Raw genomic sequence first — 25,612 nt, 5'->3', positions numbered from 1 at the left:
TGGTAGCGCCCGTGGCTGAAGCGGACCACGGTGACGACCCGCCCCGCTCGCAAGGCCGCCGGCACCGAGTCGAGCCGGGTCACCGTCGCGCACCGCGTGTCCCAGCCCATCTCCGGCCGGTAGCCGGTTACCACGAGGCAGCCGTTCGAGCGAGGGACGTGCGTGGCGGCCGAGGCGATCGAGCGACGCTCGTCGGTGACCTGCTTGAAGCTCACGTGAGCGATCCAGTGCAAGGTGGCGGGCATGCCCAGCAGGGCGGCGCAGGCCGCGACGAGGAGAACCGGCGCTGACCAGGCTCCCGCCCAGCGCGCGATGGCGTCGACCCCGACCACGAGGAGCGCCATCAGTGGGAAGAAGACGAAACGTTCCTCTCCGTGGGCGGTGATGCCCAGCACCACGACCTGGGTGATTGCCGCCACGCTGAGCACGACGGAGCGCAGGTCGGCCTCGGTGGCGCTGCCTCGGACCCTGGCGCGCAGCCCGAGGTAGCCGGCCACGACGCCGGCCGCCATCACCAGGCCCCCGACGTCGCCGACATAGAGCCACGGGATCGAGACGGCGTACTCGAGCAGTCCCTGGCCGAGGTACGTCCGGCCGGCGACCCCCTCGGCGACCGTGAGGACGCCCCACGGGGTGCCGACGGTGGCCCACGCCCAGATCAGGTGCGGCATGAGACCGAGCACGAAGACGCCCGCGGCGACCAGCGTGGGGCGCAGCGGCCGGGCCCAGGTCCTGACGCCGAACGCCGCCACGGCGCCCAGGACGATGGCGGCGAGCCCCAGGAGCACTCCGTACCTCAGGTAGAACCCGACGACGGCCAGCCCCGACGCGGCGACGAGCAGCCGGGCCTGGCCCGGCCGGCGCGAGCGGACGACCAGCTCGGCGGCGGCGAGGAGCAGACCCGCCGCGGCGAGGTCGTTGAGGAACTCGGGCAGGCGGCGCAGGAAGGCGAACCCGCAGACGAACAGCAGGACCGTGACCGCGGCGCGCCGGGGGTGCTCCCGGGCGCCGGCCGACCAGGCGAGGACGGCGAGGGTCGCGACCGCGAGGACCAAGGTGATCAGACGCAGGGCGAGGACGCCTCCGCCCAAGGCAGTCACTGGTGCACCCAGGACAGGCAGGAGTGGCGGGCGGTAGATCTCCCACTGAGACGCCGGGGCGATGCCCGCCAGGGCCCTGGCCTTGGTCGCGTACACCGCCTCGTCGTGGCCGAAGTAGGGGTCCACGCGCTGCGCGAGGGCCCAGACGAGCGACACGAGGGCGACGATCCCCACCGCCAGCAGGGCCGGTGAGAGCCGGCGCGCCGCGTCGCACGCCCGGGACAGCCAGGGCCACGGCCGCTGGTCGCGGAGCCCGATCACGGCCAGCGGCACCGCCAGCCACAGCCAGGGCAGGGGCCGGCCCGGGATCGCACCGGCGGCGACGCCCAGCTGGTTGGCGAGCCAGAGCAGTGCCAGGACGACGGCACCGACGAGGGCGGCCCTGGAACCCCTCCGCCTCGACCCCGCCGACGGTGCCGCTGGGGTCGCCGGCCGATCGGGGTCGCCGCCCACACGGGCATGCCATCAGCCCGGTGACGCCGGTGCAAGCGACCACGCCCGGACCGGGGCGTCCGGGCGCCCGCAGTCTCGAGCTCGGCGTCGACGTGGAGTGTGTGCAGCGCAGCGGGGGTACTCCCACTACAGCTACGCCCTGCGGACCGCCGCCGAGGTCCCGTGCATCGAGGTGCACATCCCCAGACCATCGGACCGGCTAGGGCGTAGGCTCCGCTGGGGCGTCCTCTAGGCGGGAAAGTCGATGCACGTTGCCCGGAGCCTGGGCTCAGTGCTCGTGGTCCTCGCGGCCGGTATCCAGCCGGCTGGCCAGGCAGGCGTCCACGGTCGCCCCGATCCTCAGTGCACGGGTAGCCAGTTCGTCAGCTCGCGCGACGACAGCCACCGGGCCGCGGAGATCATGTCAGGTTGGTTGCGGCTGCCCGGCTTCGCGCGCGTGCGGCTGCGAGAGCGTCCAACCTGGCATGAGAACCCGTTCCATGACCCGAACTGGGCTTATCAGTATCAGTCGCTGCGCTGGCTGGATGTTCTGCGGCGCGAGTCGGTGCGGACGGGGTCGTCGAGGATGCGAAGGCGCTACCTGTTTCTCCTGCGGACTTGGCTGTCGGCCAATCCGCACAGTGAACGCGCGTCCGAGGATCCGATGGCCTGGTCTGACATGGGCGTCGGTCTCCGTGCGATCGAGCTCGTGTGCGCTGCCCAGGTCGCGCGGGGGGCCAAGTGGCTGACCTACGCGATGAAAGAGCATGCAGCAGCACTGAGCGACCCCGCAGAGTACCGCGGCGTCGGCAACCACTCTCTCCACCAGGACATGGGTCTGCTGGCCCTGGGTTGCCACGCCCGGCGTCGGGACTGGCGGGACCTCGCGATCCTACGGCTGCGAGCGCTCGCGGCGCGCAGCATCGATTCTCAGGGAGTCGATGACGAGGGGTCGACGAAGTACGAGTACCTGAACTTCAGGTGGTACCTCGAGGCGACGCACCGCCTCAAGGACTGTGGCCAGCCAGCAGCTTCGGAGCTTGCCCCGGTCAGGCTCATGCCTGAATTCCTGGCTCAGGCGACCACCCCCGACGGCCGTCTCGTCGGTTTGGGGGACTCCCAACCGCTCTGGAGGGTCTTCCCTCTCCGGGGAACGGAACACGAATACGCGGTCACCCGAGGCGCGCAGGGTCCGCGGCCGACCCGCACCCTCGCCATCTATCGACGGGGGTATCTGTTCTCACGCTCGACGTGGGCGCCGCGGGTGACCTCCGCGTCCCTTCTCACCCTGCGCTTCGGGCAGAGCAGGTCCGAGGCGAGCCATGGCCAAGATGACGCCACCGATGTCACGTTTTATGCCTTGGGCCGCGAGCTGCTCTGGGGGGACGGAACGTACGGGGGCAGCCCGACGGATCCCTATCGCAAGTACGTGAAGAGCCCCGCGGCGCAGAATGTCGTCGACATCCCGGGAGCGGCCTACCGGCGAACGGTTCGTACCCCGCTGCTCGGCCACGGGTCGACGGCGGTGTACGACTACGCCACAGTGCGCAGCACTGTGTTCTCCGGCTACCAGGACCGGCGCACGGTGCTGCACGTCAAGCGCGGTCCCTTCCTCGTCGTGGACGACAAGATCAGCCAGTCGGTGTCCCGCCATGTGGTGCAACGGTGGCAACTCGGTGAGGACCGGCTCACACTGGTGGCGCGGGATCGCGTTACCACTCTGGGTGCCGGCACCAACGCTGTCCTCGTCTGGGTCGGAGATCATCCCACTCTTTCCGTGGTGAAGGGCAGGACTCAGCCGTCTCTGGACGGATGGCGCAGTGACCGAAGCCGTCGCGCGGTTCCGTCTCCTACGGTGGAGGCCTCAGTGAAGGCGGCGGTGATCAGGTTGACGATGGTGCTGGTGCCGATCGCTGGTGGGGACACCGGGGTCCAGGTACGGATCAGCGAGATCCGCACCGTGGGGGGCACGCGGACGTTTGTCGTAGCTGCCCGCGGCTGGCGTTACTCGGTACGCCTCGGCGACGTGCGCGCATCGGCTCGGCGGCTCTAACCGCGTGTCCGGGGCGTCGGAGCTCCCGCCGGGCCGCGTCGCGCTAGCGTGCGAGGCGTGCCCTCGGTCCTCCTCGTCAACGGGCCCAACCTCGACCTGCTCGGCCAGCGCGAGCCGGAGACGTACGGCTCGGAGACCCTCAGCGAGGTCGAGGCCCGCGTGGTCGCCCTCGGTCTCGAGCTCGGCGTCGACGTGGAGTGCGTGCAGCGCAGCGGGGAGGGCGAGCTCGTCGAGCAGGTGCACCGCGCTCGATCGATGCACGGCCTGATCCTCAACGCCGGCGGGTACTCCCACTACAGCTACGCCCTGCGGGACGCCGTCGCCGCCGCCGAGGTGCCGTGCATCGAGGTGCACATCTCCAACATCCACGCGCGGGAGGAGTTCCGGCACACCTCGGTGATCGCCCCGGTCACCGCCGGGTTCATCAGCGGGTGCGGGACCCTGGGGTACGAGCTCGCGCTGCGCGCCTGCGTCGCCCGCATCGACGAGGGTTGGCGCTCCGGGCGCTGACAACGCTCGTCCGGGCTATTCGGTCACTCGTTCGGCGTATACGTAGGGTGTTGGTCTGGACACCCAAAGTAGTCAAACCGTCTCCGTCCGCGTACGGTCGGGAGAGACGGATCCTGCCGAAGGACTGACCAACGGGGAGGTCTGGCATGGCAGTGGACGAGCAGGCCCAGCCACCCCGACCGGCGACCCCCGACCGGGTCGGGCTCCTCGCGACGCTGCTCGACGCGGCCCCGGTGCCGCTGGCCATCTGGGACCTCGACGGGCGCTTCCTGCTGGTGAACCGGGCATTCGCGCAGCTCTCGGGGCGCTCGGTCGCCGAGCACCGGGGGTTGTCGTGCGAAGACGTCCTCGGGCCGGTGGCACCGGCGTACCTGCGCGTCCTCGACCAGGTCCGTGCGTCCGGCCTGCCCCGCGACGGCGTTGAGCTGGCCGCCCCGGGCGACCCCGACTTCGCGGCCCACCTCGTGGCCAGCTTCGCCCCGCTGCGCGACGCCGACGGGTCTCTCGTCGGCGTCGGCTGCGTCATGCAGGACGTGACCGAGCAGCACGTCCAGCGTCAGCTCCTCACCTACCAGGCCACGCACGACCAGCTGACCGGCCTGGCCAACCGTGACCTGTTCATGGACCGGCTGCAGGTGGCGCTCAACAAGCTCGGCCGTAGCGACGGGTCGGTCGCGGTCCTGTTCTTCGACCTCGACCACTTCAAGGCGGTCAACGACTCGCTCGGGCACAAGTGGGGCGACCGGTTGCTGCGCACCGTCGGCATGCGCCTGGAGAGGGTGCTGCGACCCGGGGACACCGTGGCCAGGCTCGGCGGGGACGAGTTCGCGATGCTCTGCGAGGGGCTGCCCGACGCGCAGGACGCCGTCAACATCGGCCAGCGGATGGTGGTGGCCACCGCCGAGCCGATCACCGACGGCGAGCACACGGTCGAGGTGACGGCCAGTGTCGGCGTCGCCGTCGCGCGCGGTCCCGGGATCGACCCGGTGGCACTGGTCCGGGACGCCGACGTGGCCATGTACCAGGCGAAGGAGCTGGGCCGGAACCGGGTGGCCATGTTCGACCGCGAGATGCGCCGCCAGGCAGTCGCTCGCGTCGACGTCGAACGCGAGCTCAAGACGGCGATCGAGACCGGCCAGCTGACCCTTCACTACCAGCCGATCGTGGACGTGGACGCCGGCCGGATGCTCGGGCTGGAGGCACTCGTTCGCTGGCAGCACCCCTATCGGGGACTGCTCGAACCCAACGAGTTCGTCCCGCTCGCCGAGCAGTCGGGGCTGATCTACGAGCTCGGCGCCTGGGTGCTCGACGAGGCATGCCGGCAGCTGGCCGAGTGGCAGCGGGAGGGGATCCGCCTCGGCGGCCGTCTCGCCGTGAACCTGTCGGCCCGGCAGCTCACCCATGTCGACCTGCCCTCGCTGGTGGCGCGCACCCTCGACAAGCACGGCCTGTCGGGCGACGTGCTCTCTCTCGAGGTCACCGAGAGCGCGGTGATGACCGGGGCGGCCCCGGGCGTGGTCATCGATCGGCTGAAGGCGCTCGGCGCGCAGCTGTCGGTGGACGACTTCGGCACGGGGTACTCCTCGCTGTCCTACCTGCACCGTCTCCCGGTGGACACCCTGAAGATCGACCGCTCGTTCGTGGAGAGCCTGGGTCGCGATGACGCCGCCAGGGTCATCACGTCGGCGATCCTTCAGCTCTCGCACGCGCTGGAGGTCTCGGTCGTCGCCGAGGGGGTCGAGGACGCGGCCCAGATCCGCGAGCTCATGGCTCTCGGCTGCAGCAGCATGCAGGGCTTCTTCTTCTCCGAACCGCTCACCGCCGAGCAGATGGGCACGCTGCTGCGCGAGCCGGACCGGCTGAGCGCCTCGATGGCGGCGATCCCTCGTCAGCGGGCGGCCAGTCCCGCCCGCGGGATGCTGGGGGGCCGCTGAGGATCCCGGGTCGTCCCGCGAAGACGGGGCCTGCCGGCTCTTCCCCGCTCAAGTCGATGCGGGCGCACGCCGGAAGGCCTCGACCGCGTCGCCGACGTCGACGTAGAGATGGTCCTCACCGATGCGGTCGAGCAGTTCGTAGTGGCGCAGCGTCTCGACCAACGAAGCATCTGCGCCGGCCATGGCGAAGGTGATGTTCTTGGCCTTGAGGTAGTCGAGCAGTCCGCTCACCGAGATTCCGGCCGAGTAGTCCATGTCGTCGATCGAGCCCGCGTCGAGGATCAGCCACCGCACGGGGTCGGGTGCGTGCTGGATCAGCTTCTCGACGTCGTCGATGAACCGGTTGGCGTTGGCGTAGAACAGGTCCGCGTCATAACGGAACACGACGAGGCCGGCAGCGCTCTGCGCGCCCGGCTTGGCCGACTCGAAGGTCTCCGCGCCTCCGTCGGACACCGCGATGACGAAGTCCTTCGGGCTGTACAGGCGGCGGATCACCTCGAGGATCGAGACGACGATGGCGAGGATGATCCCCTGCTCGACGCCAACGACGCACACGACGACTGCGGTGACCAGAGCGATGACGTACTCGCTGCGTCGGCGCCGGGCGATGCGCCGCAGACCCACCACGTCGATCAGGTCGATGCCGATGAGGAACACGATGGCGCCCAGCACTGACTTGGGCATGTCGGTGAGCACCGAGGTGAAGAACAGGACGACCATCAGCACGATCACCGACATGGTGAGGTTCGCGATCTGGGTGCGGCCCTTCTGCTCGTCGAGGATCTGCGTCTTGGTCGGGCTGCCGTTGACGACGAAGGTCCCGCTGAGCCCGGCGGCGAAGCTGGCCGCGGACAAGCCCACGATGTCCCGGTTCACGTCGACGTTCTGCCCGTGCTTCATCGCGAAGCTGCGGGAGGTGGCCGCGCTCTGGGCGATGATCAGGATGAAGCAGGAGAAGGCGATCGCGGAGCAGGCCGCGAGCTCGCTCATGCTGATCCCCTGAGGCAGCCCGATCGGCGGGAAGCCGCCGCTCACCGAGCCCACGACGGCCACCCCGTGCGACTTCGCGTCGGTCGCTGCCGAGACGATGATGAGCAGGACGACCGCGACGATCGCCCCGGGCACCTTGGGCAGGAACTTCTTGAAGCCCAGGATGATGACCAGCGTCGCGACCGCGAAGGCCGCGGTGGCCCACGAGATGTGGTCGAGGTTCGTGATGAGGTGCCACTGCTGCTGGAGCCAGTTGCCGGTGCCCTTGGGGATGCCGAGCATCGAGGGGATCTGCCCGCTGAACACCTGGATGCCCACGCCGGTGAGGAAGCCGATGAGCACCGAGGCGGACAGGAAGTCGCCCAGGAAGCCCAGCCGGAAGATGCGGGCGATGACGAGCAGCACGCCGCAGATGATCGCGATGAAGCTCGTGTAGGCGAGCCACAGCTGCGACCCGGGCGTCGCCCCCGAGATCGCGGCTGCTCCCAAGCCCGCCGCCAGGATCGCCGCCGTGGCGGAGTCGGCGCCGACAACGAGCAGGCGGGAGGCACCGAGGAGCGCGAAGAAGATCGTCGGGAAGATGACGGTGTACAGGCCCGTGACGACCGGTGTCTCCGCGATCGAGGTGTAACCCATCGTCTCGGGGATGGCGACCGCGGCCAGGGTGGCGCCCGCGACCATGTCGGTCGACAGCCAGCTCCGGTCGTATCCCCGCATCCATTCGGGGATCAGCTCCGACGGCCGTACGTCCATGCCCTGTCCTCCTGCCGTTCACCCCAGTGACCGCTCGTGTTCGTCCTGACGCTAGCGGGTCAACATCCCTCTCCGGGGGGACCTTCGTACCTACTCACGGGTTCAGCGCCGGAGTTGAATGGCGTCCAGACCTGGCGAGGAGGGCTGATGGCCTACTCCACGATCCGGAAGAACCCCGAGGCGGTACGGCTCGCGAACCTCCCCGACTACGCTGCCGCGCGGGCCGCTTTCACGTGGGCCGGCGCGCGCGAGGCGCTCGACGGGCTGCCCTCCGGCGGCCTCAACATGGCCCACGAGGCGGTGGACCGCCACCTCGCACACGGTCGCGGTGACCACGTCGCGCTTCGCTTCCTCGGGGCGGAGGGCGTCGACCGCGAGTTGACGTACGCCGACCTCGCCGAGCAGACCGACCGTTTCGCGAACGTCCTTCGCCATCTCGGCGTGCGACCCGGCGAGATCGTGTTCGGCCTGTCCGGTCGCATCCCCGAGCTCTACGTCGCCGTGCTCGGCAGCCTCAAGGCCTGCTGCGCGTTCTCTCCCCTGTTCTCCGCCTTCGGTCCCGAACCGGTCCGCCAGCGGCTCCACCTGGGGCACGGCAGCGTGCTGGTGACCACGCCGTCCCTCTACCGGCGCAAGGTCGAGGCGCTGCGCGACGACCTGCCCGACCTGCGCTACGTCCTGCTGGCCGGTCCGGGAGCGGACGCGGTGAGCGGCCCGGGGGTGCACCCGCTGGCCCGGCTGATGGGCGAGGCGGCGACGGACTTCACGATCGAGGCCACGGACCCCGAGACGGTCGCGCTCGTGCACTTCACCAGCGGCACCACCGGGACCCCCAAGGGGGCGGTGCACGTGCACGAGGCGGTCGTCGCCCAGCATGCGTCCGCCCGCTCGGTCCTCGACCTGCACGACGACGACGTCTACTGGTGCACGGCCGACCCTGGCTGGGTGACCGGGACGGCGTACGGCGTCATCGCGCCGCTGACCTGCGGCGTCACCTGCGTCGTCGACGAGCTGGAGTTCGACGCCGAGCGCTGGTACGCGATCCTCCAGGAGCAGCGCGTCACCGTCTTCTACACCGCTCCCACCGCCCTGCGGATGCTGATGCGCGCCGGCGAGGAGCCGGCGCGCCGCCACGACCTGTCGGTGCTCCGACACGTGGCGAGCGTCGGCGAGCCACTCAACCCCGAGGTGGTCGTCTGGGGCCAACGGGTCCTGGGCCGCCCGATCCACGACACGTGGTGGCAGACCGAGACCGGCTCGATCATGCTGGCGAACTTCGCCGCCGAGCCGATCCTGCCGGGCTCCATGGGACGCCCGGTCCCCGGGATCGAGGCCCAGCTGGTCCGCCGGGATGCGGAGGGGCACGCGATCGTCGCCGCGGACGGCGAACCCGAGTTCGTCACGCAGCCGGACGTGGAGGGTGAGCTCGCGCTCCGCTCACCCTGGCCGTCCCTCATGCGGGCCTACCTGGGTGACGAGGACCGCTACCGCAAGGCGTTCGTCGGGTCGTGGTACCTCTCCGGTGACCTTGCCCGCAGGGACGCCGAGGGCTGGTGGTGGTTCATCGGCCGCGGCGACGACGTCATCAAGTCCTCCGGCCACCTCATCGGACCCTTCGAGGTGGAGAACGTCCTCCTCGAGCACCCGGGTGTGGCCGAGGCGGCCGTCATCGGCGTACCGGACCCGGTCGCCGGCGAGGCGGTGAAGGCGTTCGTCACGCTGCGTCCGGGCTTCACACCGGGCGAAGGGTTGCGTCTTGAGCTCTCCGCCCTGGCGCGCAAGCGGCTCGGGCCCGCGGTGGCCCCGCGCGAGATCGCCTTCGACGACCACCTGCCGCACACGCGCAGCGGCAAGATCATGCGGCGGCTGCTCAAGGCGCGCGAGCTCGGCCTGCCCGAGGGCGACATCTCCTCCCTCGAGGGTGGGGCCGAGGTACCCGCCACGACGGGAGGCACGCCATGAGCGGCCCCGACCGCCTCGAGCTCTACCGGCAGATGCTGCGCATCCGGCGCTTCGAGGAGCGCTGCGTCGAGCTGTACAGCGCCACGAAGATCCGTGGCTTCGTGCACCTCTACATCGGGGAGGAGGCGGTGGCCGTCGGCGTGCTGCCGCACCTGAGCGAGGACGACGCCGTGGTGGCGACCTATCGCGACCACGGTCACGCACTGGCCCGTGGGGTGCCGATGGACGCCGTGATGGCCGAGATGTACGGCAAGGTCGAGGGCGTCTGCCGCGGTCGGGGCGGGTCGATGCACCTGTTCCACGCGCCCTCCCGGTTCTACGGCGGCAACGCGATCGTCGGCGGCGGGCTGCCGCTCGCCGTCGGGCTCGGCCTGGCCGACAAGATGGCCGGCCGCGACCGCGTGACGCTGTGCTTCTTCGGCGAGGGCGCGATGGCCGAGGGTGAGTTCCACGAGTCGATGAACCTCGCGGCTTTGTGGAAGTTGCCGGTGCTCTTCCTCTGCGAGAACAACCTCTACGCGATGGGTACCGCGCTGGACCGATCGGAGTCGGAGACCAACCTCGCGATCAAGGCGTCCTCCTACGAGATCCCCGCGTGGACCTGTGACGGCATGGACGTCCTCGCGGTGTGGGACGCCGCACACCGCGCCGTCGAGCTGGTCCGCGACGGCGTGGGCCCGGTGTTCCTCGAGGCGAAGACGTACCGCTTCCGTGCGCACTCGATGTACGACCCGGACCGCTACCGCGAGAAGACCGAGATCGAGCACTGGCGGGAGCGGGACCCGCTCCTGCTGCTCTCGGAGCGGCTGCGCGCGGATGGCGAGGCCGACGACGACACCCTCGCCGGCATCGACGCGGAGGTCACGGCGGAGGTCGACCACGCCGTCGCCTTCGCCGAGGCCGGCGCCGACGAGCCGGTAGACGACCTCACCCGCTTCGTCACGAGCGAGGGGGTCCGGACATGACCGAGAAGGTCAAGACCACCTACCGCGAGGCGGTTCGCGAGGCCATCCGTGACGCCATGCGACGCGACCCCCGGGTGTTCCTCATGGGGGAGGACGTCGGACGCTACGGCGGCGGCTTCGGGGTGAGTCTCGGGCTGCTCGAGGAGTTCGGGGAGGAGCGCATCCGCGACGCCCCGCTCTCGGAGTCGGCCTTCGTCGGCGCCGGCATCGGGGCCGCTCTCGGCGGTATGCGGCCGATCGTCGAGGTGATGACGGTCAACTTCTCGATGCTCGCGATGGACCAGATCGTCAACACCGCTGCCGCCCTGCTGCACATGAGCGGTGGCCAGCTCAACGTCCCACTCGTCATCCGGATGACCACGGGAGGCGGGCGCCAGCTGGCCGCCCAGCACAGCCACTCCCTGGAGGGCTGGTACGCGCACGTGCCCGGGCTGCGCGTGGTCGCACCGGCCACCATGGAGGACGCACGCGGGATGCTGTGGACCGCTCTTCAGGACCCCGACCCGGTCATCGTGTTCGAGCACGGCTCGCTCTACAACGTCGCCGGCGAGATCGCGTCCGACGCCGGTGCCGTGGACATCGACCGGGCGGCCGTACGGCGTGAGGGGCGCGACGTCACCGTCGTCACCTACGGCGGGAGCCTGCCGGTGTGCCTGGACGCGGCGGACGCGCTGGCGGCCGACGGGATCGACGCCGAGGTGGTCGACCTGCGCACGCTGCGCCCGCTCGACGACCAGACGGTCCGCGATTCAGTGCTCCGCACCCATCGCGCGCTCGTCGTGGACGAGGGATGGCGCACTGTCGGACTGTCCGCGGAGGTCGCCGCGCGCATCGGCGAGCAGTGCTTCTACGACCTCGACGCACCGGTCGGCCGCGTGTGCGCGGTCGAGGTGCCCATCCCGTACCCGGCTCACCTCGAACACGCCGCGCTGCCCAACGTCGACCGGGTCGTCGCGGCGGCCCGCGACCTGGTGAGCGCCGATGGCTGAGTTCTGCATGCCCTCCCTCGGCGCGGACATGTCCGAGGGGACGCTGCTGGAGTGGCTGGTCCACCCCGGTGACGTCGTCCACCACGGCGACGTCGTCGCGGTGGTGGACACGGCCAAGTCCGCCATCGACGTCGAGGTCTTCACCGACGGGCGGGTGGAGGCGCTGCTGGTGGAGCCGGGCACGACAGTCCCGGTCGGTACGCCGCTCGCGACCATCGGCGACCTCACCGAGGCGGGCCCTCGCGTGGAGCCGCCGGGCGTCTCACCGGTGCTGCGCCACCTGGCCCACGAGCTCGGTGTCGACCTGACGACGGTGACGGGGAGCGGACCGTCCGGAGCGGTCACCCGCGCCGACGTCGAGCGTGCCGCCGTCCACGAGACCACGGCGCCGACGACCGAACCGGCCGTCAGCCCGTCGCCAGTTCCGGAGCCTGCGGTCGCCGCCGTGCCCGCGGAGCCTTCCCAGCCGGCAGCGGTCCCGGCGGCGCGAGTACCCGCTGCCGCGCGCGGACGTGTCTCGCCCTACGCGCGGCGGCGGGCCGCCCAGCTCGGCGTCGACGTGGCCGGGCTGCACGGCAGCGGACCAGGTGGGGCGGTCACGGTCGCCGACGTGGAGGCCGCGGCGCTCGCTCCGAAGGCGCGCCGGCGCAAGGCCCGGCCGGCCTCGGCGGCGCACGCCCAGGCCCCGACCGTCTCTCCCGAGGTCACGACACCGGCCGGGCGTGCCGCTGAGCCGGCCGGGACCCCCGCCGAGCGCGCCGCCGCCATGCGCGCGGCGATCGGCGCGCTGATGGCCCGCTCGAAGCGGGAGATCCCGCACTACTACCTGCAGAGCACCCTCGACGTCACCCCCGCCGTGACCTGGCTCGAGGAGCGCAACACCGGGCGGCCCTCTACCGAGCGCATCCTGCCGGCGGCCCTCCTGCTCAAGGCCTCCGCGGTCGCCGTACGTGCGGTGCCCGAGGTCAACGGCTTCTACGTCGACGGCGCGTTCCGGCGAAGCGAGCACGTGCACCTCGGCGTCGCCGTGTCGTTGCGTGGCGGCGGCCTCGTCGCCCCCGCGATCCACGACGCGGACCAGATGGGCATCGAGGAGCTCATGGACGCGCTCAAGGACCTCGTCGCGCGAGCTCGCGCCGGTCGGCTGCGGGGCTCCGAGATGGCCGATCCGACACTGACCGTGACCAACCTCGGCGACCAGGGCGCGGAGCTCGTCCACGGGGTGATCTACCCCCCGCAGGTGGCCCTCGTCGGCTTCGGCCGCATCGTCGAACGGCCCTGGGCCGTCGAGGGCATGCTCACCGTCCGCCCGGTCGTCACGGTCACCCTGGCCGCCGACCACCGGGTCACCGACGGCCACCGCGGCGGCCTGTACCTGGCCGCGGTCGCCGAGGCCCTCACCCACCCGGAGGCGCTGTGAACACCACTGAGGCCCGAGACGCCGTCCTCGCCCAGCTCGCGGTCATCGCCCCCGAGGCCGACCTCGACCTGCTCGACCCGGATGCGGACCTGCGCACCGAGATCGACCTCGACTCCATGGACTTCCTCAACCTGGTGGTCGCCCTCGCCGCCGAGACGGGCGTGGACATCCCGGACGCGGACTACGGCCGCGTCCGCAGCCTGTCCGCCCTGACCGGATACCTGGTCGCCCACTCGCCGACCCCTTGAGACACCGAGGTGACGTGATGTTCCCCCAGATCGTTGACCTGCACGACGTAGGCCGCGGCGACGTGGCACAGGTGGGCGGCAAGGCCGCCGGGCTCGGCGAGCTGATGCGTGCCGGTCTGCCGGTCCCGCCCGGGTTCGTCGTCACCGCCCAGGCGTTCCTGGGCGCGCTGGACGACGCGGGGGTGCGGGAGGACGTACGTCGCCGGCTCGCCGGTGCCGACGCCGACGACCCCGCGCAGCTCGAGGCGGTCTGCGCCGCGGTGCAGGAGATCGTCCGCGCGGTGGCGGTGCCCGAGCCGCTGCGCAAGGACCTGCTGGTGGCCTACCACGACCTCGGCGAGGGCACCCGGGTCGCGGTCCGGTCCTCGGCGACCTCGGAGGACACAGCGGAGACCTCCTTCGCGGGCATGAACTCGACGTTCACCGACGTGGCGGGCGACGAGGACCTCCTCGCGCGCGTGCGCGACTGCTGGGCCTCGCTGTACGGCCCCCGGGTCGTCGCCTACCGCACCAGCCGCGCGGTCGACAGCGAGCCCGCCCTCGCGGTCGTCGTGCAGCGCATGGTCGACGCCGACCGGTCCGGCGTCCTGTTCACCGTCGACCCCTCCACCGGAGACACCGGGCACCTGGTCGTCGAGGGCGCCTTCGGCCTCGGCGAGGTCGTCGTGGGCGGCGAGGTCGAGCCGGACACCTACGTCGTGGACAAGAAGACGCTGCGGGTGCTGTCGGTCCGCGTGGGGCACAAGGCGTTCGAGGTCGTCCGTGGTCCGGACGGCGGCGACACAACGGTGGAGCTGCCCGCCGACCAGGCGGAGACGCGGGTCCTCAGTGACGAGCAGGTCCTCGAGCTGGCCCGGGTGGGCCTGCGGATCGAGCAGCACTTCGGGCAGCCGGAGGACGCCGAGTGGGCGTACGCCGGCAGCGAGCTCTTCCTCGTGCAGTCGCGGCCGATCACCACGCTGGGGATGGCCCCGGCTGCCCCGGGGGTGGCGGTGACCGGCGAACCCGTCGTCCTGGTCCGTGGCCTCGCGGCCTCGCCGGGCCTTGCCTCGGGGGTCGCCCGGGTGCTGCACTCACCCGCCGAGGGAGGCGCCCTGCAGGTCGGCGAGATCCTCGTTGCGCCGATGACCAGCCCGGACTGGGTCCCGGTCATCCGCCGTGCCTCCGCGCTGGTCACAGACGGCGGCGGGATGACGTGCCACGCGGCGATCGTCGCAAGGGAGCTGCGGGTGCCGTGCGTCGTTGGCACGCGCGAGGCGACCACCGTCCTGCACGACGGAGACCTGGTCACCGTCGATGCGACGGCGGGCCGGGTCCTGGCCGGGATCGTCGAGCTGCCGGCATCTCCGCAACCGGTCGCCCAGGCCGCCGAGCGGGGTGCCCCCGCGCCGCCGACCGGCGAACCGGAGCCGCTCGCGACCAAGCTGTACGTCAACCTGGCCGTCGCCGAGCACGCCGAGGAGGTCGCCGCCCTCCCCGTCGACGGCGTCGGCCTGCTGCGGGCCGAGTTCCTGCTGACCCAGGCGCTGGAAGGCGTCCACCCGCGCGCTCTCGTCGAGCGGGAGGGCGGTGAGCAGTTCATCGCGCGCATGGCCGACTCGCTGCTGCAGATCACGCGAGCGTTCGAGCCGCGACCGGTCATCTACCGCACGATCGACTTCCGCACCAACGAGTTCCGCGGCCTGGAGGGCGGCGACCGCTTCGAGGGGGTGGAGCAGAACCCGATGATCGGGTACCGGGGCTGCTACCGCTACGTCCGCGAGCCGGAGCTGTTCGCCCTCGAGCTCGAGGCACTGGCGCGGGTGCGCGAGGAGACGCCCAACCTGCACCTGATGATTCCGTTCGTGCGCACCCTCTGGGAGCTGGAGGCCTGCCTCGAGCTGGTCGACGCGAGCCGGCTCGGCAAGCAGCGCGGTCTGCACCGCTGGGTGATGGCGGAGGTCCCGTCGGTCGTCTACCGCATCCCGGAATACGTGGGCGTGGGCATCGACGGGGTCTCGATCGGCTCCAACGACCTCACCCAGCTCATGCTCGGGGTGGACCGTGACTCGGAGTCGTGCGCCCCGCTGTTCGACGAGTCCGACGCCGCCGTCCTCGACGCGATCGAGCGCATCATCGCGGCGAGCCGCGCGGCCGGGATCACGTCGTCGCTGTGCGGTCAGGCGCCGTCCAACCGCCCCGAGTTCGCCGAGCAGCTGGTGCGCTTCGGGATCACCTCGATCTCGGTCACGCCGGACGCGGTCGCGCGTACCCGTCGCTCGATCGCGAGCGCGGAGCGCCGGCTGCTCCTCGAAGCCGCCCGGGGGCGGGTGTCCTGAGTGGGCGGACGCATCTGCCGGGCGACGCGCCTGCCGCGAGAGGCGATCTGGCGGTTCGGCGGACACGGTCGGCGCGATCGACGAGGCTGACGCTATGAAGCACGAACTCGCACGGCTGGACGCCGAGGTCGTCGCGGAGACCGGAGCGGGCACGTCGAAGGGACTGCCGGTCCTGCCACACCCCAGCCGAGAGGACCGACAACGGCGCGGACGGGCGGCCCGCACCTCCGTGCCGCTGGCCTCCCTCGCCCAGCTCTCGCCACCGGACCCGCGACCCGACCCGCTCGGCCTCCTCGAGCAGCAGGCGGCCACTCGGGTCCCGGAGCTGATCCCGATCCGCTACGGGCGCATGCTGATGTCCCCGTTCGCGTTCTACCGGGGGGCGGCGCTGCTCATGGCGTCAGATCTCTCCGGCCTGCCGAACTCAGGCCTGCGGACCCAACTGTGCGGCGATGCCCACGTCAGCAACTTCGGCGTTTTCGGCACCCCCGAGCGCAACATGGTCTTCGACGTCAACGACTTCGATGAGACCCTGCCAGGACCCTTCGAGTGGGACGTCAAACGGCTCGCCGCCAGCCTCGAGATCGCGGCTCGGGAGCAGGGGTTCAGCCGCAAGCAGCGACGTGCCGTCGTCCTCGCGAGCGCGCTCGCCTACCGGGAGACCATGCGATTGTTCGCGCGACAGCCGAACCTCGTCGTCTGGTACGCCCAGCTGGATGTCGACCGCGAGCTGCGAGGTCTGCTCCCGACCTTGCAGCCCGATCGCGCGAGGCTCACCGAGGAGATGCTCGCCAAGGCACGCACGCACGACAGCATGCAGGCGTTCAAGAAGCTCACCACGGTGGTCGATGGCAAGGTGCGCATCCGCAGTCAGCCTCCGCTCGTGGTCCCCGTCCAGGAGTTGCTGCCGGAGCAGGACGCGAACGAGCTCTTCGTGCAGTTGCGCTCGCTGCTTCGCTCGTACCGGCGGACGCTGCAGACCGACCGGCGCCACCTGCTCGAGCAGTTCCGGCTGGTGGACATGGCCCGCAAGGTGGTCGGGGTCGGAAGCGTCGGAACCCGGGCGTGGGTGATGCTGCTGCAGGGCATCGATGACGGCGACCCTCTCCTGCTGCAGGCGAAGGAGGCGCAGTCCTCGGTGCTCGAGGCCTACGTCGGCGCGAGCTCGTACGCCAACCATGGTGCGCGAGTCGTTGCGGGCCAGCACCTCATGCAGGCGAGCTCGGACATCTTCCTGGGCTGGCAACGTGCGGTGGGCGTCGACGGCGTGGAGCGCGACTACTACGTGCGCCAGCTGCGCGACTGGAAGGGTTCGCTACCCCTCGAGCAGATGGTCCCCAGGGGGATGACCCTCTATGGCCAGGTCTGCGGGTGGACGCTGGCGAGGGCCCACGCGCGGTCGGGCGACCGGACCGCGATCGCGGCGTACCTCGGCTCGTCGGACGCCTTCGACCAAGCGATCGCCGACTTCGCGACGGCATACGCGGACCTCAACGAGAAGGACTACGAGGCGCTGAAGGCGGCGGTCGCCTCGGGGCGCGTCACCGCCCAGACAGGGGTGTGAGCGTGCCGTCGGACTCCGACGCGGTGGTGCGAACGGAGCGGCTCACCAAGTACTACGGTCCGCAACGGGGCATCGAGGACCTCGACATGGAGGTACGTCGAGGCGAGGTTTTCGGCTTCCTCGGGCCGAACGGCGCCGGCAAGACGACGACGATCCGGCTGCTGCTGGGCCTGCTCCGTCCGACTCGTGGTGGCGCAACGATCCTGGGCAGAGACTTCCGTGCAGCAGGCGCCGAGGTCCGCCACCAGGTGGGGTACCTGCCGGGGGACCTCGCCATGTACGAGAACATGCGCGCCCACGAGTTCGTCGACTTCATGGGCCGGATGCGTGGCGGCGTGCCCAAGGGTCGCGTGGCCGCGCTCGCCGAGCGGCTCGATCTCGACCTGGGACGGCACATCCGCGACCTCTCGAAGGGCAACAAGCAGAAGCTCGGAGTGCTGCAGGCCTTCATGCACGACCCCAAGCTGCTCGTCCTCGACGAACCGACGTCTGGCCTGGATCCGTTGGTGCAGCTGGTCTTCCAGGAAATCGTGCGTGAGACGACGGGGCGAGGGGCGTCGGTGTTCCTGTCCTCGCACATCCTGGCGGAAGTCGAACAGCTGGCCGACCGTGTCGGCATCGTCGTCGACGGCCACCTCGTCGTCGTCGAGCGCATCGACGCCCTCAAGGAGCGGGCGGTCCGCCGCCTCGACCTCGACCTCGGCCGGCCGGCCGAGGCGTCAGTGTTCGCCGCCATCCCGGGAGTCACCGAGGCGACGGCTCGGGGCAACGTGGTGACCTGCGCAGTGACCGGCCATGTGACGCAGCTGCTCGCCGAAGCCGTGGCCCAGGGTGTCGTCAACGTCGTCAGCCACGAGCCCGACCTCGAGGAGATCTTCCTCGGATACGTGGGGGGAGGTGGTGGCGCTGCTGCCGGCGTTGACCGTCAAGACGTGGCGTGACCACTGGCGTGCCCTGCTCGGTTGGTCGGCGGGGTTGGCCGCTCTGTCGGCGATGGAGCTGAGCGTGTACCCGAGCGTGCGCAGCACGGCAGCGGGTGCTGGCCAGTTCGTGAACAGCCTTCCCGAGGCGTTGAAGACGATGTTCCGGATGAGCGACTACACGTCGGGCCCGGGCTTCATCGGCGCCGAGCTCTTCAGCTTCACGATCCCGCTCGTGTTCATCGCGGTCGGCACGAGCTTCGGCTCGGGTGCGACGGCTCTGGAGGAGGAGCGGGGGACGGCGGATCTCCTGCTGACCCTTCCGATCACCCGCAGCCGGGTGCTCCTGGAGAAGCTGGTCGCCTTGCTCAGCGACATGCTCGTCCTCGGCCTCCTCCTGTGGCTGGTCCTGCTCGTGGGAGTGCACGCGGCGGGGATGTCCGATGTCGGTGGGGGCGGCCTCGCGGTCGCCTCCCTGTCGTCGGTGCTGCTCGGGTGGGTCTACGCCGGGGTCGGGTTGCTCGTGGGAGCCTGGTCGGGGAAGCGCAGTATCGCGGTCGGGACGGCGGTGACGCTCGCGATCGCCGCCTTCGTGCTCTACTCGCTGGGGCCTCTGGTGCACGGGCTGCGGCCCTGGCTGAGGGTCACGCCCTTCCAGTGGGCCTTCGGCAACGACCCGCTGCGAAACGGGCTGTCCGTGGGCTACCTCGCCTTGCTGCTCGCGACGAGCGTGGTGTTCTTCGGGCTCTCTGTGCTCGCCTTCAACCGGCGCGACATCACGGCGTAGGCGCCGGCCCTGCCGGTAAGGTCACGCTCGCGCCTTCCCGCGGGGAACGCTCTCGTGCCAGCCGCTCGGCACGTTGCCTGATGCCCAGCAGCATCTTCCGCTCCATCACGAGGCTGCCCGGCTCCATGACGAGCGTGGAGAACGCCCGAGCCAGGGGTGACGCCCCGGGTGTCTTGATGCGGTTGCGGCTGACGAGTGTCGTCGAGCCGTCGTCGGCGGCGTACAGCCCGAACGCCCAGACCCAGTTGCCGTCCTCCGAGGCCATCACCATCGCCTCGTCGGGACGGAGAACCTCGATCCGAAGGCGCGGGCCGGTCTTCCCGAGCTGTTCGACGTCGCCGACCTGACGGTCCTGGAACTGCGGAAGGATCTCGTCGACGCTGTGCATGTTCAGCCCGAAGAGGTTCTCGATCCAGTCGTAGGTGTAGACACCGCCCTTGCCGCTGCCCATCTGCACCAGCCACGGGTAGACGTCACTGGCAGGCGCGGCGATGCGGATCGCTCGCGTAGCCACGAGATCTGGTTGCGGCATGAGGTCGTCGCCAGGCATCGAGCGCCGCACGTCCTCGTCGCTGGCTCCCCAGGTCAGGCACGGCTTGCGCCCTACGGCCAGGTAGCCGACGGAGGCCGCCGTCGCCAGACCGAGCACGGCAGCGGCACACAGTCCCATCGCTCGAGCACTCATCGCCGTCCTCCCGTCGCGGGCTCTTCTCCTAGGGTCCCAGGCGACTCACAGGGGACGCGACCACGCTCCTGCCGTGCCCCGCCTGTCCCGTCGGATCCACCGGTGGATCGCCGCCGCAGTGCCGGTAGCCGCAGCCCTGCTCTCCGCGTGTTCTCCGGCTGGGGAGTCGTCGACGTCGTCCCCGTCGACGACGCCTGTGACGACGACGGCGGGGCCATCGTCCTCGGGAGGCTCGACACCGGTGGTGGCATCAGCGTCAGCGTCGAGTCCTGTTGGCGCTGGCGAGTACGCGCCGACGCTCGCCCACCCGTGCGGGACGCGAGCGGTCGGCCCGGGGACGTACAGCTCGGTCGTCTGGATCGTGCTGGAGAACCGCAGCTACGGGCAGGTGGTGGGGTCGGCGTCGATGCCGACCTTGAACAGTCTTGCCCGAGCCTGCGGTCTCGCGACCGACATGCACGCCGTCTCCCACCCCTCCCTGCCGAACTACCTCGCCGCCGTCTCGGGGTCCACCGGCGGGGTGACGGCGGACTGCGCGCCGTCCGCCTGCCCACAGTCGCGGGCGACGCTGTTCTCCCAGCTGGTGGCCGCGCACCTCAGCTGGGCCAGCTACGAGCAGGACATGCGAAGCCCCTGCCAGCAGACGATCAGCTACCCGTACGCGCCCAAGCACAACCCGGCTGTCTACTTCCCTGACCTCCGCTCGCAGTGCCTCGCCCGCGATCTGCCGCTGGGGTCGGTGGCAGCGGGGCCGTTCGCGGACTCCCTCCGCGCCGGTACGGTCCCGAGCTTCGCGCTCGTCGTGCCGAGCCTGTGCGACGACGGGCACGACTGCAGCAACGCCGCACCGGAACGGTGGCTGCGCAGCTGGCTGCCCATGATCGTCGCGTCCCCGCAGTACCAGGCAGGGACGATGGCTGTCGTCGTGACCTACGACGAGGGGGTCGGCGGGTACGCCGGTGAGACGTGCTCGACGAGCGCTGACGGCAGCTGCCGTGTCGCGGCGGTCGTCGCGGCCGCGTCGACACGACCGGGCACGCGGTCGGCGACGTTCTTCAGCCACTACTCGCTGCTGCGCACCACGGAGGAGCTGCTCGGGCTGCCCGGGCATCTGGGCGCCGCGGCCGCCGCCACCTCGATGCGAGCGGCGTTCCACCTCTGATCCCGCACGTCACGTGGCAGTGACTAAGGACTCTATTCCTTGATCGGTTCCACTCTAGTAGGGTCAGGAGGGTGCACCCGAGCCAGGCGGATCTGCTGCGCGAACGCGGCCTGCGGGTCACCGCTCAGCGCCTCGCCGTGCTCCGTGCCGTCTCGACCGAGCCGCACGCCACGGCGGACGTCGTGGCCGAAGCGGTGCGGACGGAGGTCGGCGCGATCTCGCTGCAGGCGGTCTACGACGCGCTCGGCGCCCTCGTGGACGTGGGCCTGGTCCGCCGGATCGAGCCGGCGGGGTCGCCCGCTCGCTTCGAGGCCCGGGTCAGCGACAACCATCACCACGTGATCTGCCGAGAGTGCGGCCGTATGGCCGACGTCGACTGCGCCGTGGGGACCGCTCCCTGCCTCACGCCCGTCGACGCCTTGGGGTACGAGATCGACGAGGCGGAGGTCGTCTACTGGGGCCGCTGCCCGGAGTGCACCGCCAAATCACCAGCATGAACCAACGTCGAACCACCGCACAGGGACGCAACAGCCCGCGCTGAAACCGAAGGAGAAGGACAGGATGGCCGAGGAGAGCAACGGCTCCGCCAGGCAGGCGGCGGAGACCCGGTCCAACCGTGACTGGTGGCCGAACCAGCTGGATCTGAAGGTGCTGCACCAGAACCCCCCCGCGGGCAACCCGATGGGCGAGGACTTCGACTACGCCGAGGAGTTCAAGACCCTCGACCTGGCCGAGGTCAAGAAGGACATCGAGGCCGTCATGACGACCTCGCAGGAGTGGTGGCCGGCCGACTACGGCCACTACGGCCCGCTGTTCATCCGGATGGCGTGGCACAGCGCGGGGACGTACCGCATCAACGACGGCCGCGGCGGCGCGGGTTCCGGGGAGCAGCGCTTCGCCCCGCTCAACAGCTGGCCGGACAACGGAAACCTCGACAAGGCACGCCGGGTGCTCTGGCCGGTCAAGCAGAAGTACGGCCGCAAGATCTCCTGGGCCGACCTTATGGTCTTCGCGGGCAACTGCGCGCTGGAGTCGATGGGCTTCACGACGTACGGCTTCGGCGGCGGCCGCGAGGACGTCTGGGAGCCCACCGAGGTCAACTGGGGCAACGAAGACAGCTGGCTCGGGGACAAGCGCTACAGCGGCGACCGCGACCTGGCGAACCCGCTCGCCGCCGTCCAGATGGGCCTGATCTACGTCAACCCGGAGGGCCCGAACGGCAAGCCGGATCCGCTCGCCGCTGCGCGCGACATCCGCGAGACGTTCCGCCGGATGGCCATGAACGACGAGGAGACCGTCGCGCTGATCGCCGGCGGCCACACGTTCGGCAAGACGCACGGCGCCGGCGACCCGGCGAACGTCGGGCCGGAGCCCGAGGCGGCGCCGTTGCAGGAGATGGGCCTGGGCTGGCGTAACAGCTTCGGCACAGGGATGGGTGACGACGCCATCACCAGTGGCCTCGAGGGGGCGTGGACGCCCACGCCGACGACGTGGGACAACAGCTTCTTCGAGACCCTCTTCCGATACGAGTGGGAGCTCACCAAGAGCCCGGCCGGCGCGTGGCAGTGGATCCCGACGGACCCCGCTGCCCACGGCACCGTCCCGGATCCGCACGACCCGTCGAAGCGACGTACGCCCGTCATGCTCACGACGGACCTGTCGCTGCGGATGGACCCGATCTACGAACCGATCTCGCGCAGGTTCTATGAGCACCCGGACGAACTCGCGGACGCGTTCGCCAAGGCCTGGTTCAAGTTGACCCACCGCGACATGGGACCGATCACTCGCTACCTCGGCCCGCTCGTGCCGTCGGAGCCCTTGATCTGGCAGGACCCGGTGCCGGCGGTGACCTACGAGCTGGTCGGGCCGGAGGAGATCGCCTCGCTGAAGAGCAGAATTCTGGCGAGCGGGCTCACGGTCTCCCAGCTGGTGTCCACGGCGTGGGCGTCGGCCTCGACCTTCCGCGGAACGGACAAGCGTGGTGGGGCGAACGGGGCGCGCATCCGCCTGGCTCCGCAGAACGACTGGGAGGTCAACAACCCCGCCCAGCTCGCCCAGGTGCTGCGCACCCTCGAGGCCGTCCAGCGGGAGTTCAACAGCGCCCACGCCGGCGGCAAGCAGGTCTCGCTCGCCGATGTGATCGTGCTCGGCGGCTGCGCCGCCGTCGAGCAGGCGGCCAGGAGCGCCGGGTACGACGTACAGGTGCCTTTCACTCCCGGACGTACCGACGCAGCGCAGGAGCAGACGGACGTGGAGTCTTTCGCGGTGCTCGAGCCCACGGCCGACGGCTTCCGCAACTACCTCGGGAAGGGGCACAGCCGACCGGCTGAGCACCTGCTCGTCGACCGGGCTGAGCTGCTGACGCTGACAGCACCTGAGCTGACCGTTCTCATCGGCGGCCTGCGTGCCCTGAACGCCAACTACGACGGCTCCGACCTCGGCGTGCTCACGACTCGGCCTGGGACGTTGACCAACGACTTCTTCGTCAACCTGCTCGACATGGGCACGACGTGGGAGCCGACGGATGACTCCGAGGAGACGTTCGTGGGCAAGGACCGTGTGAACGGCCAGGCGCGATGGAGGGGCAGCCGGGTCGACCTGGTGTTCGGCTCGAACTCCCAGCTGCGGGCCATCGCGGAGGTCTACGCATGCGCCGACTCGCAGGAGAAGTTCGTGCACGACTTCGTCGCCGCGTGGAGCAAGGTCATGGATCTGGACCGCTTCGACGTCGCATAGTCGGCCAACGGGGCGCCGCGCGGTCCGGGACCACCGGACGCGCGCGGCGCCCCGTTGCTCGTCCGGACGCGAGTGAAGAGCCGGATCGCCGCCCCGACGCGCCACACTGGGCTCGGCCGTCCGAGCGGAGGCGAGGCGCGATGACGCTCGTGGTACGGGAGGGCGTACGCCTCCACTACACCGACTCCGGGGACGGCGTGCCCGTGCTGTGGCACACCGGGGGCGGCGGTGACGGGCGGATGTGGGAGATCGCCGGCTACCCGGCCGCCCTGCCGGCTCATCGCCACCTCGTGCTGGACCACCGCGGTCACGGCCGTAGCGACTGCCCGACCGGGCTCGAGGCGCACCGGCTCGACGAGTACGTCGACGACGTGCTGGCCGTCCTCGACCACGCCGGCGTCGACCGGGCCGTGTTCGTGGGGTACTCCTCGGGCGGGGTCGTCGGCCTCGCCGCTCTGGCCAAGGCGCCCGATCGGTGGTCCGGCCTGGTCACCCTCGGCTGCGTCCCCGAGCCCGATGAGGACCCTGCCGACAGCCTCGACCTCGCAGCACACCTGCGGGTCGTCGGCATCCGCGCGCTCCTCGACGAGGTGGGGGAGCAGGAGGACGTACCCGCTCCCACGTGGTTGCTCGCCAACCTCGCCGAGACCCCGACCGAGATGTTCGCCCTCCTGCTCGAGGCGTGGGCGCGGGATGTCGGGCGGCTCTGGGTGGACCTGCCGCGCGTCGACGTACCGACGCTGTTCGTGGCCGGCAGCGAGGAGTGCCCGACCGACGATCTCGAGGCAGCGGTCGCCCGTACGCCGGGTGCGAAGGGCGAGTCGCTGCCCGGCTTCGGCCACCTTCAGACGTTCTGGCAAAGCGACGTCACGGCGCCGCTCATCGCGGACTTCGTCACCGCGCTCGACGCGGGTCGGCTCGGGGCGGCGGACTAGGCGCGCTGCACCTCGGCGTACGCCGCCACGACGGTGCTCATGTCCATGAACGTGGCGGCGTCGGTGAGCACCTTCTGCCACTCCGGTGTCGCGACTGCAGCTGTCGCCGTCGCCATGCTCTCGAACCAGATCTCCCCCATCCCGGCGTAGGGAGGCCCGCTGCCGTCCGGGCCTGGCACGCAGCGGTCCTGCGCGTAGCGGAGGACGCCGGGCACCGCGAGGACCAGTTCGACATGTCTGGTGCTCGACCACCGGGCGATCGCCTGGTTCAGGTCCAGGCCGGGGCGCACGCGCCAGGCCGTCAGCCGCTTGATCATCGCTCTCCCAAGCCTTCCGTCCGTCACACCTGCGAAGTCGCGACCCGCATCCGTCGGAACGAGCCTAGGCAGCCCGTTCGCGGTCGGGCCGCGGGGGGGCTGCGAGTGGGTCTCCTGTCGTTGAACACGTACCGGCACCGCGGCGCATACCATGGCGCCACTCGGACCGCCCTGGTCGGCGGGGCCCCGGGCCGTTAGCTCAACTGGCAGAGCAGCGGACTTTTAATCCGCGGGTTCTGGGTTCGATCCCCAGGCGGCCCACTGATGTGACCTGGGAGGAAAGCAGATCCCCTCTCCGGGTGGACACAAGTGGGACAAGATCACTGTCGGTCGAACGCCCCCGGCTGGGCGGTTACCGTGCCGAGCGCAATAACCGGCCAATCTAGGGCGAGTAGTCAGGCATGATCGGCATGTGACAGGCGCGGGTCCGAGGCATCGCGGAGACTGGAGATGCAGGCTTCGAGACTGTTGCAGGGCCTCGACTCCACAGTGGACTTCTTCCGAGCGTGCGGCGGGCTCTGGGCTGAACTCGCGGGCACCGAAGGGCCGGACGGCGATCACCTCGAGCTCTTCGTCGCCTTCGAAGCATGGGAGACAGCGGTTGGTCCGCAGAAGATCGCGGCCAACGCACGTGTAGTGGAGATCGCTATTCGGGTACTCCCGATTCCGACACTGACCCGCGAGCGTCTTCTTGCTTTGGTGGAGTCACACGCGGTCGATCCGACGTCCTACAGCCTTGGTGGGGGCACCCATCCGAGGCGTATGTACTGGACGACTGTCAATGGCCATGTTGCGGTCCCCGCTGGTGGCCAACTAAGAGTCCCCACCCTTC

The 25,612-nt window shown here is 70.6% G+C and carries 20 protein-coding genes and 1 tRNA gene; 17 read left to right on the top strand and 4 right to left on the bottom strand.

Going from position 1 to position 25,612, the window contains the following annotated elements:
- The coding region (locus VMI11_03005) for a hypothetical protein (GenBank protein ID HTY71373.1) at positions 1-1,553 on the bottom strand (1,553 nt) is incomplete at its 3' end.
- Positions 1,554-1,824: 271 nt separating this feature from the next.
- Here VMI11_03005 and VMI11_03000 point away from each other — a divergent pair.
- From VMI11_03000 to VMI11_02990, 3 genes are all read left to right on the top strand, one after another.
- A complete protein-coding gene (locus tag VMI11_03000) occupies positions 1,825-3,585 on the top strand; it encodes a heparinase II/III family protein (GenBank protein ID HTY71372.1) in 1,761 nt (586 codons plus the stop codon).
- 57 nt (positions 3,586-3,642) lie between these two features.
- A complete protein-coding gene (gene aroQ, locus VMI11_02995; GenBank protein ID HTY71371.1) occupies positions 3,643-4,095 on the top strand; it encodes a type II 3-dehydroquinate dehydratase in 453 nt (150 codons plus the stop codon).
- Between the two features lie 146 nt (positions 4,096-4,241).
- A complete protein-coding gene (locus tag VMI11_02990) occupies positions 4,242-6,029 on the top strand; it encodes an EAL domain-containing protein (GenBank protein ID HTY71370.1) in 1,788 nt (595 codons plus the stop codon).
- Between the two features lie 48 nt (positions 6,030-6,077).
- Here the strand turns inward: VMI11_02990 and VMI11_02985 are convergent, their stop codons facing one another.
- Complete coding sequence (locus VMI11_02985; protein ID HTY71369.1) at positions 6,078-7,772, bottom strand: SulP family inorganic anion transporter; 1,695 nt, start codon at positions 7,770-7,772, stop codon at positions 6,078-6,080.
- 147 nt (positions 7,773-7,919) lie between these two features.
- Between VMI11_02985 and acsA the strand changes: the two genes are divergently transcribed.
- From acsA to VMI11_02940, 9 genes are all read left to right on the top strand, one after another.
- Positions 7,920-9,734, top strand: coding sequence for an acetate--CoA ligase (gene acsA / locus VMI11_02980; protein ID HTY71368.1), 1,815 nt, complete (start codon positions 7,920-7,922; stop codon positions 9,732-9,734).
- A complete protein-coding gene (gene pdhA / locus VMI11_02975) occupies positions 9,731-10,699 on the top strand; it encodes a pyruvate dehydrogenase (acetyl-transferring) E1 component subunit alpha (protein ID HTY71367.1) in 969 nt (322 codons plus the stop codon). The genes acsA and pdhA overlap by 4 nt, the downstream gene beginning before the upstream one ends.
- Positions 10,696-11,688, top strand: coding sequence for an alpha-ketoacid dehydrogenase subunit beta (locus tag VMI11_02970; protein HTY71366.1), 993 nt, complete (start codon positions 10,696-10,698; stop codon positions 11,686-11,688). The genes pdhA and VMI11_02970 overlap by 4 nt, the downstream gene beginning before the upstream one ends.
- Positions 11,681-13,108: a 2-oxo acid dehydrogenase subunit E2 gene (locus VMI11_02965; GenBank protein HTY71365.1), complete on the top strand. Its 1,428-nt coding sequence runs from the start codon at positions 11,681-11,683 to the stop codon at positions 13,106-13,108. Before VMI11_02970 ends, VMI11_02965 begins: the two co-directional genes overlap by 8 nt.
- Positions 13,105-13,356, top strand: coding sequence for an acyl carrier protein (locus VMI11_02960; protein HTY71364.1), 252 nt, complete (start codon positions 13,105-13,107; stop codon positions 13,354-13,356). The genes VMI11_02965 and VMI11_02960 overlap by 4 nt, the downstream gene beginning before the upstream one ends.
- Positions 13,357-13,373: 17 nt before the next feature.
- On the top strand, positions 13,374-15,674 hold the full coding sequence (gene ppsA / locus VMI11_02955) for a phosphoenolpyruvate synthase (GenBank protein ID HTY71363.1): 2,301 nt from the start codon (positions 13,374-13,376) through the stop codon (positions 15,672-15,674).
- A gap of 94 nt (positions 15,675-15,768) precedes the next feature.
- Entirely contained in the window at positions 15,769-17,238 is a 1,470-nt protein-coding gene (locus VMI11_02950; protein HTY71362.1) for a DUF2252 domain-containing protein, read from the top strand.
- Between the two features lie 2 nt (positions 17,239-17,240).
- Complete coding sequence (locus VMI11_02945; GenBank protein ID HTY71361.1) at positions 17,241-18,179, top strand: ABC transporter ATP-binding protein; 939 nt, start codon at positions 17,241-17,243, stop codon at positions 18,177-18,179.
- Positions 18,136-18,945, top strand: coding sequence for an ABC transporter permease (locus VMI11_02940; GenBank protein HTY71360.1), 810 nt, complete (start codon positions 18,136-18,138; stop codon positions 18,943-18,945). The genes VMI11_02945 and VMI11_02940 overlap by 44 nt, the downstream gene beginning before the upstream one ends.
- On the opposite strand, the gene VMI11_02935 is transcribed toward VMI11_02940, so the two are convergent.
- Positions 18,935-19,630: an SRPBCC family protein gene (locus tag VMI11_02935; protein HTY71359.1), complete on the bottom strand. Its 696-nt coding sequence runs from the start codon at positions 19,628-19,630 to the stop codon at positions 18,935-18,937. The genes VMI11_02940 and VMI11_02935 overlap by 11 nt on opposite strands.
- A 241-nt stretch (positions 19,631-19,871) precedes the next feature.
- Here VMI11_02935 and VMI11_02930 point away from each other — a divergent pair, with 241 nt between their 5' ends.
- The 4 genes from VMI11_02930 to VMI11_02915 all read left to right on the top strand — a co-directional run bounded on the left by VMI11_02930 (position 19,872) and on the right by VMI11_02915 (position 24,463).
- A complete protein-coding gene (locus VMI11_02930) occupies positions 19,872-20,792 on the top strand; it encodes an alkaline phosphatase family protein (protein ID HTY71358.1) in 921 nt (306 codons plus the stop codon).
- A 71-nt stretch (positions 20,793-20,863) separates the two neighbouring features.
- A complete protein-coding gene (locus tag VMI11_02925; GenBank protein HTY71357.1) occupies positions 20,864-21,289 on the top strand; it encodes a Fur family transcriptional regulator in 426 nt (141 codons plus the stop codon).
- Between the two features lie 64 nt (positions 21,290-21,353).
- Entirely contained in the window at positions 21,354-23,528 is a 2,175-nt protein-coding gene (katG, locus tag VMI11_02920; protein HTY71356.1) for a catalase/peroxidase HPI, read from the top strand.
- Between the two features lie 140 nt (positions 23,529-23,668).
- Positions 23,669-24,463, top strand: a complete 795-nt coding sequence (locus VMI11_02915) for an alpha/beta hydrolase (GenBank protein HTY71355.1) — start codon at positions 23,669-23,671, stop codon at positions 24,461-24,463.
- Here the strand turns inward: VMI11_02915 and VMI11_02910 are convergent.
- Positions 24,460-24,780 carry an EthD family reductase gene (locus tag VMI11_02910; protein ID HTY71354.1) on the bottom strand — a complete coding sequence of 107 codons (321 nt, stop codon included), beginning with the start codon at positions 24,778-24,780 and terminating at the stop codon, positions 24,460-24,462. The genes VMI11_02915 and VMI11_02910 overlap by 4 nt on opposite strands.
- Positions 24,781-24,968: 188 nt before the next feature.
- Here VMI11_02910 and VMI11_02905 point away from each other — a divergent pair.
- A tRNA-Lys gene (locus VMI11_02905) sits at positions 24,969-25,041 on the top strand.
- The last annotated feature ends 571 nt before the right edge of the window (positions 25,042-25,612 follow it).

The sequence above is a fragment of the Actinomycetes bacterium genome, from assembly GCA_035506535.1.
Taxonomy (GTDB): Bacteria; Actinomycetota; Actinomycetes; order DATJPE01; family DATJPE01; genus DATJPE01.
Note: the sequence above shows the minus strand (reverse complement) of the source record. Positions and strands in the feature narration are given on the sequence as shown.